At 73.3% G+C, this 11,814-nt stretch carries 10 protein-coding genes; 7 read left to right on the forward strand and 3 right to left on the reverse strand.

Annotation, left to right across the window (positions count from 1 at the left end):
- The first annotated feature begins 125 nt into the window (after positions 1-125).
- Genes ACGFYU_RS17465 through ACGFYU_RS17475 form a run of 3 tightly spaced genes read left to right on the forward strand, consistent with a single transcriptional unit; the run spans position 126 to position 4,911 of the window.
- Positions 126-1,136 (forward strand): AAA family ATPase, encoded by a 1,011-nt coding sequence (locus tag ACGFYU_RS17465; protein WP_393828156.1) that lies wholly within the window; start codon positions 126-128, stop codon positions 1,134-1,136.
- Complete coding sequence (locus ACGFYU_RS17470) at positions 1,136-2,497, forward strand: DUF58 domain-containing protein (RefSeq protein WP_393828157.1); 1,362 nt, start codon at positions 1,136-1,138, stop codon at positions 2,495-2,497. The genes ACGFYU_RS17465 and ACGFYU_RS17470 overlap by 1 nt, the downstream gene beginning before the upstream one ends.
- The gene (locus ACGFYU_RS17475; RefSeq protein WP_393828158.1) at positions 2,494-4,911 is read left to right on the forward strand and encodes a transglutaminaseTgpA domain-containing protein; all 2,418 of its coding nucleotides are present in this window, start codon (positions 2,494-2,496) and stop codon (positions 4,909-4,911) included. The genes ACGFYU_RS17470 and ACGFYU_RS17475 overlap by 4 nt, the downstream gene beginning before the upstream one ends.
- A 384-nt stretch (positions 4,912-5,295) precedes the next feature.
- Here the strand turns inward: ACGFYU_RS17475 and ACGFYU_RS17480 are convergent, their stop codons facing one another.
- The 3 genes from ACGFYU_RS17480 to ACGFYU_RS17490 are packed head-to-tail and all read right to left on the reverse strand — an operon-like array spanning position 5,296 to position 8,829.
- Complete coding sequence (locus ACGFYU_RS17480) at positions 5,296-5,925, reverse strand: TetR/AcrR family transcriptional regulator (RefSeq protein WP_393828159.1); 630 nt, start codon at positions 5,923-5,925, stop codon at positions 5,296-5,298.
- A 29-nt stretch (positions 5,926-5,954) separates the two neighbouring features.
- Entirely contained in the window at positions 5,955-8,042 is a 2,088-nt protein-coding gene (locus tag ACGFYU_RS17485) for a YhgE/Pip family protein (RefSeq protein ID WP_393828160.1), read from the reverse strand.
- Complete coding sequence (locus tag ACGFYU_RS17490) at positions 8,014-8,829, reverse strand: ATP-binding cassette domain-containing protein (RefSeq protein WP_393828161.1); 816 nt, start codon at positions 8,827-8,829, stop codon at positions 8,014-8,016. Before ACGFYU_RS17490 ends, ACGFYU_RS17485 begins: the two co-directional genes overlap by 29 nt.
- Before the next feature lie 207 nt (positions 8,830-9,036).
- Between ACGFYU_RS17490 and ACGFYU_RS17495 the strand changes: the two genes are divergently transcribed.
- The 4 genes from ACGFYU_RS17495 to ACGFYU_RS17510 all read left to right on the forward strand — a co-directional run bounded on the left by ACGFYU_RS17495 (position 9,037) and on the right by ACGFYU_RS17510 (position 11,792).
- Entirely contained in the window at positions 9,037-9,567 is a 531-nt protein-coding gene (locus tag ACGFYU_RS17495; protein ID WP_393828162.1) for an SAV_6107 family HEPN domain-containing protein, read from the forward strand.
- Between the two features lie 88 nt (positions 9,568-9,655).
- The gene (locus ACGFYU_RS17500) at positions 9,656-10,414 is read left to right on the forward strand and encodes a class I SAM-dependent methyltransferase (protein ID WP_393828163.1); all 759 of its coding nucleotides are present in this window, start codon (positions 9,656-9,658) and stop codon (positions 10,412-10,414) included.
- Between the two features lie 267 nt (positions 10,415-10,681).
- A complete protein-coding gene (locus tag ACGFYU_RS17505; RefSeq protein WP_382645061.1) occupies positions 10,682-11,083 on the forward strand; it encodes a DUF3040 domain-containing protein in 402 nt (133 codons plus the stop codon).
- Positions 11,084-11,165: 82 nt separating this feature from the next.
- Entirely contained in the window at positions 11,166-11,792 is a 627-nt protein-coding gene (locus tag ACGFYU_RS17510) for a DUF4126 domain-containing protein (RefSeq protein WP_393828164.1), read from the forward strand.
- The last annotated feature ends 22 nt before the right edge of the window (positions 11,793-11,814 follow it).

Here is an 11,814-nt window from a genome sequence, read left to right on the forward strand (position 1 = left end):
CCGTAACGCCGTCAAGAATGCGGGGAGACACCCCCCGGGAACCCCCCGGGGCCGGTGTCCGTGTTTGGGGTGGGCCGGTTCATGCGCCGAGGGCGTCGGCCCTGGAATGGGCCGAGGAGAACCAGGTGACCACGTATGACGACCGAGCGAGCCTCGCTGATCTGACCAGCACGGCGGAGCGGGTGCGCCAGACGGTCGAGAGCGTGATCGAGGGCAAGCCCGAGGTCGTTCGCCTCGCGCTGACCGTGCTGCTCGCCGAGGGGCACCTGCTGATCGAGGACGTCCCCGGCGTCGGCAAGACCATGCTGGCCAAGACATTGGCCAAGTCCATCGACTGCTCGGTGAGCCGCATCCAGTTCACTCCGGACCTGCTGCCCTCCGACATCACCGGCGTGAGCATCTACGACCAGCAGCGCCGCGAGTTCGAGTTCAAGCCGGGTGCGATCTTCGCGCAGATCGTCATCGGCGACGAGATCAACCGCGCCTCGCCGAAGACCCAGTCCGCGCTGCTGGAGTCGATGGAGGAGCGCCAGGTCACCATCGACGGCACCACGTACACGCTGCCGAGCCCCTTCATGGTCGTCGCCACCCAGAACCCGGTGGAGATGGAGGGCACCTACCCGCTGCCCGAGGCCCAGCGCGACCGCTTCATGGCCCGCGTCTCCGTCGGCTACCCCAGCCCCGAGGCCGAGCTCCAGATGCTCGACGTGCACGGCGGGCTCTCCCCGCTCGACGACCTGACGGCCGTCGCGCACGCCCACGAGATCGTCAAGCTCATCGAGGCCGTCCGCGAGGTCTACGTGGCCGAGCCCGTCCGGCGCTACGTCGTCGACCTGGTCTCCGCCACCCGCCACCACCCGGACCTGCGCCTGGGCGCCTCGCCCCGCGCCACCCTGCACCTGCTGCGCGCCGTGAAGGCCTCCGCCGCGCTCGCCGGCCGGGACTACGTGCTGCCCGACGACGTCCAGGCGCTGGCCGCCCCCGTCCTCGCGCACCGGCTGCTGCCCACCGCGCAGGCCCAGCTGAACCGGCGCACCGCCGAGCAGGTCATCGGCGAGATCCTCCAGCGCACCCCCGTCCCGGCGGCGCACGCCCGCGGCGAGATGCCGCCCGGCGCCGGCGTCCGGGGCTTCTGATGAGCGCCGGTGCCCCGCGCGGCGCCGGCCGCCCGGAAGGCGGGCTGCGCGCTTCGCTGTCCGGCCTGACCACCCGCGGCCGCTCCTTCCTGGCCGCCGGGATCGCCGCCGCCGGGTGCGCGTACGTACTGGGCCAGGGCGAACTGCTCCGGGTCGGCCTGCTGCTCGCCGCCCTGCCGCTGATCTGCGTCTACGCCCTGCACCGCACCCGCCACCGGGTCTCCGGCAGCCGCCGGCTGACCCCCGGGCGGGTGCCCGCGGGCGGCGAGGCCCGGGTGCAGCTGCGGATGGACAACGTCTCCCGGCTGCCCACCGGTCTGCTGATGCTCCAGGACCGGGTGCCGTACGTGCTCGGGCCGCGGCCCCGGTTCGTCCTGGACCGGGTCGAGCCCGGCGGGCGCCGCGAGGTGTCCTACCGGGTCCGTTCCGACCTGCGCGGCCGCTATCCGCTCGGCCCGCTCCAGCTGCGGCTGACCGACCCCTTCGGGCTGGTCGAGCTCACCCGCTCGTTCAGCACCTACGACACCCTCACCGTCATCCCGCGCACCGAGCCGCTGCCGCCCGTCCACCTGGCGGGCGAGGCCTCCGGCTACGGCGACGGGAGCCGCCGCGCGCTGGCGCTGGCCGGCGACGACGACGTGATCCCGCGCGCCTACCGGCGCGGCGACGACCTGCGCCGGGTGCACTGGCGCTCCACCGCCCGCTACGGCGAGCTGATGGTGCGCCGCGAGGAGCAGCCGCAGCGCAGCCGGGCCACCGTCCTGCTGGACACCCGGCGCATCGCCTTCGAGGGCGCGGGACCCGACTCCGCCTTCGAGTGGGCCGTCTCCGGGGCCGCCTCGACCCTGGTGCACCTGCTGGAGCAGGGCTTCTCGGTACGGCTGCTCACGGACACCGGCGACTCGGTGCCCGGCGAGGGCGGCGGTGGCTTCTCCTCCGGGCACGAGTCCGCGGAGGCCGCCGGGCTGATGATGGACACCCTCGCGGTGGTCGGGCACTCGGACGGCGCGGGGCTCTCCCGGGCCTACGACGCGGTGCGCGGCGGCGGCGGATTCGGCGGAGCCGGCGCCGAGGGGCTCCTCATCGCCTTCTTCGGAGACCTGGACGACGTACAAACGGAAATGGCGGCCAAGATGCGCCAGCGTGCCGGGGGCGCGGTGGCCTTCGTACTGGACTCCGCGACCTGGTCCGCAGAGCCCGCGCGGAACCACGCCGTGCCCCCGCTGGAGCGGCGGCTGAGCAGGCTGCGCGACGCCGGCTGGACGGCGCTGGCCGCCCCGCCCGGGGTGGCCTTCGGCGAACTGTGGCGCCATGCCGGGACGGCGCGCCTCGGCACGGGAACCTCCGGGGGGCGGGCATGAGCGGCCGGGCGAGAGTGACGATCTTCGCGGCACTGGCGACCCTGCTCACCTCGTGGTCGCTGGTCCCGCTGGTCGAGTCGGCGGGCTGGCTGCTCCAGGCGGCGCTGCTGCTGGCCGTGCAGAGCGCGGTGGGGGCCGGGGCCCGGCGGGTGCCGCTGGCGCGGTCGCTGACCGTGGCCGCGCAGCTGCTGGTGTCGCTGGTGCTGCTCGCGTTCCTCTTCGGCGGCAAGGCCGGGACCGGCGGGACCGGGCCGGTGGCCTACCTGGTGACGGACTTCGGCGCGCTGTTCCGGCGCGGTGTGCAGGACGTGGGCGAGTTCGCGATCCCGGCCCCGCTGACGGACGGCATCCGGCTGCTGCTGGTCTGCGGGGTGCTGCTGATCGGGCTGCTGGTGGACCTGCTGGCGGTGACCGTACGGACGGCCGCCGCGGCCGGGCTGCCGCTGCTCGCGCTGTACTCGGTGGCCGCGGGCCTGTCGGGCGGCGGGAACGCCTCCTGGTTCTCCTTCCTGCTGGCGGGCTCCGGCTACCTGCTGATGCTGCTGGCCGAGGGCCGGGACCGGCTGGCCCAGTGGGGCCGGGTCTTCGGCGGGGCCCCGCGCGGTGGGGTCTCGGCCTCCTCCGGGCTGGGCGGCGGCCCGGGCGGTCAGGCGACGGCCCCGGTGCGGACCGGCCGGCGGATCGGCGCGGTGGCCCTGGGACTGGCGCTGGCGGTGCCGGCGGCGCTGCCCTCGCTCGGCGGCGGGCTGCTCGGCGCGCAGGGCGAGGCCGCGGGCGACGGCAGCGGGGTGGGCGGGACGATCTCGGCGGTCAACCCGCTGGTCTCCCTCCAGAGCAACCTGAACGCGCAGGACAACCGGGTGGTGCTGAAGTACCGGACGGACAGCCCGCAGCAGGGCGAGCAGTACCTGCGGATCCTGGCGCTCGACGAGTTCAACGGGGTCAAGTGGGAGGCGTCCGGGCGGGCCCTGACCGACGTACCGGAACGGCTGCCGAATCCGCCCGGGCTCGCCGAGCGGATCCGGGCGGGCGCGGTCGAGGTGCGCACCAGCATCTCGGCGGCGGACAGCTACACGCAGCGCTACCTGCCGATGCCGTATCCGGCGACGCAGGTGGACATCGGCGGGAAGTGGCGGTTCGAGCCGGCCGGCCGGACGCTGGTCGGCGACCAGCTGGCCAAGGACAGGTTCCAGAACGTCCAGGGCGCCATGTACACGGTGCGCAGCCTGCTGCTGCGGCCGACGGCGCAGCAGCTGCAGAAGGCTCCCGCGCCGGACCAGGCGATCCGCGACGAGTACACGAAGCTGCCGGACAACCTGCCGCCGGTGGTCGCCGACACGGCCCGCCAGGTGACGCAGGGTGCGAAGGACGACTACACGCGGGCCGTGAAGCTGCAGGACTTCTTCGCGGTGAGCGGCGGGTTCCGCTACAACACGAAGACGGCCTCCGGTACGGGTCCGCAGGCGGTCGCCCGCTTCCTCGCCGACAAGGAGGGCTTCTGCGTCCACTTCGCCTTCTCGATGGCGGCGATGTCCCGCTCGCTGGGCATTCCGGCGCGGGTGGCGGTGGGCTTCACGCCGGGCGAGAAGCAGTCGGACGGCAGTGTGAACGTGACCATGCGGGACGCGCACGCGTGGCCGGAGCTGTACTTCGAGGGTGTCGGGTGGACGCGGTTCGAGCCGACGCCCCGCTCGGGTATCAACGTGCCGGACTACTCCCGGCCGCTGGCTCCCGCGCCCCAGCCGTCCGCGCCGTCGGCGCTGCCCTCGCAGGCCGCCCCGGAGCCGTCGGCCGCGCCGTCGAAGACGGACGACTGCCCGCCGGAGCTGAAGAAGCTCGGCGAGTGCGGGGCGGCCGCGCCCGCGCAGGGCCCGAAGGGTGATTCCGGCCCGTCGGCGATGACGGTCGTCGGCTGGGCCGCGGGGATCCTGGCGGTCCTGGCCCTCCCCCTCCTCCCGCTCCTGTGGCGCGGCCGCGTCAGGGCGCGCCGGCTGGGCACCGGGGAGGTGGCGGCGGCCTGGCGCGAGCTGGGCGACGCCGCCTGGGACGTGGGCGTACCGCCGGACGAGGCGCTGTCGCCCCGGCGGGCGGCGGCCCGGATCGTGCAGCTGGGTCGCCTGGACCCCGAGTCCGCCGGTGCGGTCCACCGGGTCGCGGGAGCGGTGGAACGCGCCCTGTACGCACCGCCGGGCTCGGCGACCTCGTACCCGACCCTGTCGGCCGACGTCCTGAAGGCCCGCACGGGCCTGCTGGCCTCGGCAGGCCGCGCCACCCGCCTGCGAGCCCTCCTCTTCCCCCGCTCGGCGGCCCGCGTCGGCTGGGCGATCTCCACCCGCTGGTCAGCCCTGACCAGCACCGTGTCCACCCGGCTGACGGCCCTCCGCCTCCGCCTGCCCCTCCGGGGCCGCGGCTGACACTGCGGGGGCCGAAATCCAGCCCCGCCGGCGTTTGAGGGGCGGGGTCCGGGGCGGAGCCCCGGCAACGGCGCGGCGCCGAGGCACCCGCGGACGCGCGAACGCGGCGAGGCTCGATCCCCCCGAGCCCCGCCGCGCAGGCGTACCGCATCGCGGAGGAGGCACCCGGTCCGCTCCGCGGCCCCGTGTCCGCGGTGCGGACCGGGTCTCCTGTCCGCTGCCCCCAGTCTGGCGTTCGCGCAGGTGGGAGCCCATCCGCGCACGTACTCATCTCTGCACCTAGGTACGGATACTCAGTCGCCGCGGCGGGCCCCACCAGTTGTACGGCCATCCGGCCCCCGGCGGCACCGCCGACTGGGGGGTGCCGCCGTACCTCCCGCCGCGTCAGCGGTTCCCGCTGACCCGCCCCCGCAGCAGCAGCGACAGCGCCGAGTGCACGTCGTCCAGGGACCGCTCGCTCTGGAAGGACTGCCAGTCCAGCGCCGCCACCAGCACCATCCCCACCAGCGCCGCGGCCGTCAGCTGCACGTCGATCTCCGCGCTCAGCTCCCCCCGCTCGACGCCCTCCCGCAGCACCGTCTCCACGACGGCCACCGCCTCCTGCCGTACGACCATCAGCGTGGACTGCCAGGCCCGGTTGGTGCGCCACAGCTCGGCGACGTAGAGCTGGGTGAAGGCCGGGTACCGGTCGATGAAGACGAGCCCGGCCCGGATCATCGCGTCGAGCGCCTCGACCCGGCTGCCGCCCCGCGCCTCCGTCTCCTCCGCCGCGGTCCGCAGCGAGGCGGTCAGCAGGCCGACCCCGTGCCGCAGCAGCTCCTCGAAGAGGTCGTTCTTGCTCGCGAAGTTGTAGTAGACGGTGCCCTTCGCGACGCCCGCCCGCTCGGCGATCTCCTCGACCGTGGTCGCGGAGAAACCCTGCTCGGCGATGAGCGTGACGGCCGCTTCGTAGAGCTTCTGGCGGGTGGCCTGGCGTCGAGTGCCGCCGGTGCCCGTACCGGTGCTGCTTTCCATGACGCTGATTCTCACAGGTCAACCGCTCCCTACAGGCTCAGTTCCGGGTGCAGCCGGTCCATGGTCCACACCTGCTTGCCGCGGGCCGCGAGCGCGGTGAGCGCCAGGGCGCCCGCCGTGAAGGCCACCAGGACCGCGCAGCCCTGCCAGACGGGGGTGAGGTCCCCGCCGGTGATGAGGCGGCGCAGGCTCTCGACGACGTACGACATCGGCAGGTACGGGTGGATCCAGTTGAAGAAGTCCGGGCTGGTCTGCACGGGGTAGGTGCCGCCCGCCGAGGTCAGCTGGAGCATCAGCACGGCGAGGACCAGGATCCGCCCGGCGGCGCCGAACTTGGCGTTGAGCCACTGGACGATCGCCGCGAAGCAGCCGGTGACCAGCATCAGGAAGCCGATGGTGAGGGCCGGCCGGGCCATCTCCAGGCCCAGGCCCCAGTGGAGTACGGACATCAGCGCACCCACCTGCGCGACGCCGATGCCCGCCACGGGCAGCCAGCCGGCGAAGGCGATCCGCCAGGGCGAGGCGCCGGCGGCCAGGGCCCGCCGGTTCATGGGCGCGATCAGCATGTAGGCGACCATCGCGCCGACCCAGAGGGACAGCGGGATGAAGTACGGGGCGAAGCCGGTGCCGTAGTTGGGCGCCTTGTGCAGGGACTGGTTGGCGAGCCGGACGGGGTCGGCCATGACCTCGGTACGGGTGTCGCGCTGCTGCTCGTCGTAGTCCGGGATCTTGCCCGCGCCCTCGTGCAGACCGCCGGCGAGCGCGCCGGTGCCGTCGACGAGCTTGTACATGCCGCCGTCGAGGGTGTGCGCGCCGTCGCCGAGCTTGCCGACGCCGGCGTTGATGGCGCCGGAGCCGCCGGTGGCGGTGCCGATGCCCGCGTGCAGCTGGACCATGCCGTCGGCGACCTTGTGGGCGCCGGTGTTGAGGGCGTTGACCTTGGCGACGGCCGCGTCGAGGTCGCCGGCGAGGCCGGGGGCCTTGTCGACGAGCTCGCGGGCCTTGTTCTCCAGGTCGGTCAGCTGGGTGCGGAGCTTGGTGACGTCGCCGTTGGTGTTGCCGACGAGGGTGTTGACGTCGCCGGAGAGGAGGGCGGCCTCGGCGGCGTCGTCCTTGACCTTCTTGAGGTCGGGGCAGGAGGCCAGGTGCGGCTCCGTGCCCGGGGTGAGGCAGTGCTTCGTGTAGTAGGCGTCGGCGCCGGTGGAGGCCTTCTTGGCGGCGGAGGCGGCGGCCGGGGCCTTCTCGGCGAACTTCTCCAGGTGGTTGTTGACCACCTTGGCGGTGTCGGCGACCAGCTTGGCGGTGTCCGCCAGGTTCTTGGGGTCCTTGACGAAGGGGCGGGCCTTGGCCGCGGCGCCGTTGACCTTGTCGGCGAGGGCCTGCGTGCCGTCCGCGACCTGCTGGGAGCCGGTCTCCAGCTGCCCGGCGGCGGTGTTGAGCTTCTTCAGGCCGCCGGTGAGCTCGCCGGTCTTCTCCTTGGCCGTGTCGAGGCCGTCGGCGAGGTCCTTCGCACCCTGCTGGGCCTTGCCCGCGCCGTCCTTGAGCTGGTCGGCGCCGTCGGCGGCCTCGGCGGTCTTGTCGTGCAGGTCGGAGAAGCTGACGAAGATCTTGTCGAGGAAGCCGCGGGAGGCGTTGGTGGACGCGGCCGCGCGGACCTCGGAGAAGACGGTGCGCGAGATCGAGCCGACGATGTAGTTGTTGGCGTCGTTGGTGCGGACCTGGAGGGCCCCGGTGGTGGGGTCGTCGCCGGAGCTGGAGGCGATCTTCGCGCTGAAGTCGGCGGGCATGGTGAGGGTCAGGTAGTACGTGCCCTTCTCCAGCCCCTTCGCCGCCTCCTCGGCGCTCACCTCGCGCCAGTCGAAGGTCTTGCTGGCGTGGAGCTTCTTGGTGATCTCGCCGCCGGCGTCGAGGCGCTTGCCCTCGACGGTCGTGCCCTTGTCCGCGTTGACGAGGGCGACGGGCACCTTGTCGAGACGCTTGTACGGGTCCCAGAAGGAGCAGAGGTACAGGGCTCCGTAGAGCAGCGGGATCAGGAGCAGCGCGATGAGAGCGGCCGCGGGCAGCTTCCCCCGCCCGAACCGCTTCAGCTCAAGCGCGGCCAGCTTCGGCGAGCGCATCGTCCGCCCCCTTCGTGTCGTCGTTCGCGTCTTCGGTGTCCGCGGGTGCGGTGTCCGCGGCTTCGGGCTCGGCGCTTTCGGGCTCGGTGTCCGCTGCGGCGGTGCGCAGGACCACGGCGTCGGCGGGTGCCTTGCTGCACACGGCGAGCACGGTGGTGCCGGCGGCGGCGAGGGAGCGGAGCAGGTCCCAGGCCTCGGCGCGCTCGGCGTCGGAGAGCTTGAGGTCGAGGTCGTCGAGGGCCAGCAGCCGCGGGGAGCCCAGCAGTGCGATGGCCACGGACAGCCGTACGGACTCCAGGCGTTCCAGGTCCCGTACGGAGGTGCGCGGGCCCTTGGGCAGGGTGGCGAGGTCGAGTCCCGCGGCCGCGAGGGCGGCGTCGATCCGGGCCTGGGTGGCGGTGCGGCGCTCGGCTCGGGGGCGCAGCAGGGCCCGGAAGGGGCCCTCGTAGCGGCGCTGGAGCAGGGCTCCCTCGCGCAGCTGTTCCGCGACGGTGAGGGCCTGGTCGAGGTCGTTGACCCCGGCGACCGGGCCGAGGGCGGCGATCCGGCGGACCGCGGCCATCTTCTTCGGCAGCCGGTGGCGGCCGATCTCGGCGTGGCCCTCGGTGGGCTTCATCCGGCCGGTGAGAGCCAGGAGCAGGCAGGTGCGGCCGCTGCCGGAGGGGCCTTCGACCGCGATGAGCGAGCCGGGCGCCGCGTCGACGCCGATTCCCCGGAAGGCCCAGCCGCGCGGGCCCTTGAGTCCGAAGTCCTCGGCTTTGACGGCCGCGCCGTGCGGGCTGTCCACGCCGGTCCCCCCTTCTTTTGAACTGACCGGTCAGTCTAAAAACTAGCATCCCCTGGCGCACCGGGTGGGCAGGAGGGGGCAGTTGCCGCGCCCGGGAGCGCAAAACCGCAGGTCAGAGCGATTGTCAGTGGGGGCCGTCACGATGGTTGGAGCGCATCGAAAGCATCGAAGCGCCGCACGCACGAACGCATCGACAGGAGGTTCGTCATGGCCACACCGTCCCCGTCCCCTGTCCACCCGGTCCCGCGGAGGTCGGCGGCTCCGCCCGCCGCGCTCGACCTGCTCGCCAAGGCCCACAGCGGCCTGGCCGAGGCCGCCCGGCTGCCCCGTCCCAACGAGCGGTACGCCACCGCCCACCTCGCCGCGCTGCGCACCGCCGCGGCCGTGCTCGCCGCGCGCGGGCGGCCCGAACCGGTGCACCCGCGGCGGCGGCCCCGGATCCGCAGCGCGTGGGAGGTACTGCCGGAGATAGCGCCAGAGCTGACGGAGTGGAGCGCGCTCTTCGCCTCCGGCGCCGCCCGGCGGGCCCGGGCCGAGGCGGGGATACCGGACGCGGCCAGCGGCCGGGACGCGGACGACCTGGTGCGCGCGGTCTCGATGTTCCTGCGCCTCGTGGAGCGGATGCTCGCCCTCCCCGCGGCGCAGCCGACCCTCGACCCGAAGGGGGGCCAGGCGCCGGGGCAGGCCGTGCCGCAGCCGCGTCCCCGGCCACGGCCGCAGCGTCCCGACGCGGGATGAGCTGACCGGCGGCGGGAGGCAATAGGGTAGGGCGGAATGGGGCCCACACCACTGACCCCTTCCCTACCGCGCCGAGGAGCCATCAGCCGTGTCGGACACTTCCCGCCCCCGCGCCTCCCTCCGCACCGCCGTGGTGTGGGAGGTCCTCAAGGAGGCTCTCGACCGCCGGGTGAAGGCGACCGGGCGGGATGTGCTGGACGTGCTCGACACGGGTGGCGGCACCGGCAAGTTCGCCGTGCCGGTGGCCCACCTGGGCCACCGGGTCACCGTGGTCGACCCCAGCCCGAACGCGCTGTTCGGGCTGGAGCGCCGGGTGGCCGAGGCCGGCGTCGCCGATCTGGTCCGCGGCGTCCAGGGCGACGCCCAGGGCCTGCTGGACGTCGTCGAGCGGGACGCGTACGACGTGGTGCTGTGCCACGGCGTGCTGGAGTACGTGGACGACCCGGCGGAGGGCGTGGCCAACGCCGTCGCGGCCCTGCGCCCCGGCGGCACGCTCAGCCTGCTCGCCGCCGGCCTCGGCGGGGCCGTGCTCGCCCGCGCGCTGGCCGGGCACTTCACGGAGGCCCGTACGGCCCTCACCGACCCGGCCGGCCGCTGGGGATCCGGCGACCCGGTACCGCGCCGCTTCACCGCCGAGCAGCTCTCCGAGCTGGTCGGCGGGGCCGGTCTGGCGGTCGGTGCGGTCCACGGCGTACGGATCTTCGCCGACCTCGTTCCGGGCGTCCTGGTGGACACCGAACCGGGCGCGGTGGAGGCGCTGCTGCGCCTGGAGGAGGCCGCCGCGGAGCTGCCCGCCTTCCACGCGGTCGCCACCCAATTGCACGTGCTCGGCGAGAAGCAGGCCTGATCTGCGATCTTCCTCGGACGGAGTCGGCCACACACCCTCCGATACGACGGCCGGGACCGTATGATCGGGGCAGTGACCGGCATGGTGAACGGGCCAGTGGGGAATAAGCGCCTCAGTGACCGCTCCCGCGGCGGTACGGTTCTGCGCAGTGGTTTTGCTTTTTGGAACGTGGCGTAGAGGGCGGGTATCACGGGGGCGATTCCCCGCCTATCCTGAAGGGGACCCCTGGTCGCTACCCCCCGCGACCGACGGATGAGGAGGACTCCCGTGCCGCTCTCGGAGCACGAGCAGCGAATGCTCGAGCAGATGGAGCGAGCGCTGTACGCCGAAGACCCCAAGTTCGCGACAGCGCTTGAGGGAAGCGGACTGCGTACGTACACCCGGCGACGGGTCTACCAGGCAGTCGCAGGCATTGTGGTGGGTATCGCGCTCCTCATGACCGGTGTGATCATTCCGAACGTGCTCTGGATCAGCGTGGTGGGGTTCCTCGTCATGCTGGGCTGCACGGTCCTCGTGGTCACCGGTTGGCGCAAAGCACCCAAGCCCGGCGAGCAGCCCGCCTCCGGAAGTGCAGGTGGTTCGGCCCGTGGCCAGAACCGGCAGCGTCGGTCGATGATGACCCGCATCGAGGAACGGTGGCAGCGCCGCCGTGACGAACAGGGGCAGTAGCAGCCCCCGACATCGTGAGTGAGGGGACGGCCGCTTCCGCGCGGCCGTCCCCTCACTGCTCTGCGTACGGCATGATGATCCAATGAGTGTGCTCCCTCTGGTCTTCACCAGCGGCTGGGCCAGTGGGATCAACGCTTACGCCGTGGTCCTCCTGCTCGGCATCTTCGGCCGGACCGGCCTGACCGACGAGGTCCCCGCGTCCCTGCAGCGCACCGACGTGCTGATCGTCGCAGCGGTCCTGTTCCTCTGCGAGGCCGTCGCCGACAAGGTCCCGTACGTGGACTCGATATGGGACACCGTCCACACCGTGATCCGCCCCGTGTCCGGTGCGGTGATCGGCGCGCTGCTGGCCGGGCAGAGCGGCTCGCTCTCCGACATCGCGGCCGGCGCGATCGGCGGCTCCACCGCCCTGGCCAGTCATTTCGTCAAGGCCGGCACCCGGATGGCGGTCAACACCTCACCCGAGCCGTTCACCAACGTCGCGATGAGCATCGCCGAGGACCTCGGCGTGGGCGGGATCATAACGTTCGCGATGTTCAACCCCGAGGCCGCCGCGATCATCGCGGCCGTCCTGCTCGCCGCCGGGCTCGCCCTGCTGATCTTCCTCTGGAGCCGGATCCGCCGCTTCCTGCGCCGCCGCGCCCAGCGCCGCGAGGAGAAGCGCCTCGCCTCCGAAGCTCGCGCGCACACCACCGCACCGCCCCCCTGACCGCAGGGGGTACCTCGATAGG

It is taken from the genome of Streptomyces sp. NPDC048337, from assembly GCF_043201175.1.
Lineage (GTDB): Bacteria > Actinomycetota > Actinomycetes > Streptomycetales > Streptomycetaceae > Streptomyces.

What these genes read in the sequence shown, in the direction of transcription:
- ACGFYU_RS17470 (WP_393828157.1), top strand. Translation starts at nt 1,136, where the DNA reads ATGAGCGCCGGTGCCCCGCGCGGCGCCGGCCGCCCGGAAGGCGGGCTG.
- ACGFYU_RS17475 (WP_393828158.1), top strand. Translation starts at nt 2,494, where the DNA reads ATGAGCGGCCGGGCGAGAGTGACGATCTTCGCGGCACTGGCGACCCTG.
- ACGFYU_RS17495 (WP_393828162.1), top strand. Translation starts at nt 9,037, where the DNA reads ATGGCCACACCGTCCCCGTCCCCTGTCCACCCGGTCCCGCGGAGGTCG.
- ACGFYU_RS17510 (WP_393828164.1), top strand. Translation starts at nt 11,166, where the DNA reads ATGAGTGTGCTCCCTCTGGTCTTCACCAGCGGCTGGGCCAGTGGGATC.
- ACGFYU_RS17485 (WP_393828160.1), bottom strand. Translation starts at nt 8,042, where the DNA reads ATGCGCTCGCCGAAGCTGGCCGCGCTTGAGCTGAAGCGGTTCGGGCGG.
- ACGFYU_RS17480 (WP_393828159.1), bottom strand. Translation starts at nt 5,925, where the DNA reads ATGGAAAGCAGCACCGGTACGGGCACCGGCGGCACTCGACGCCAGGCC.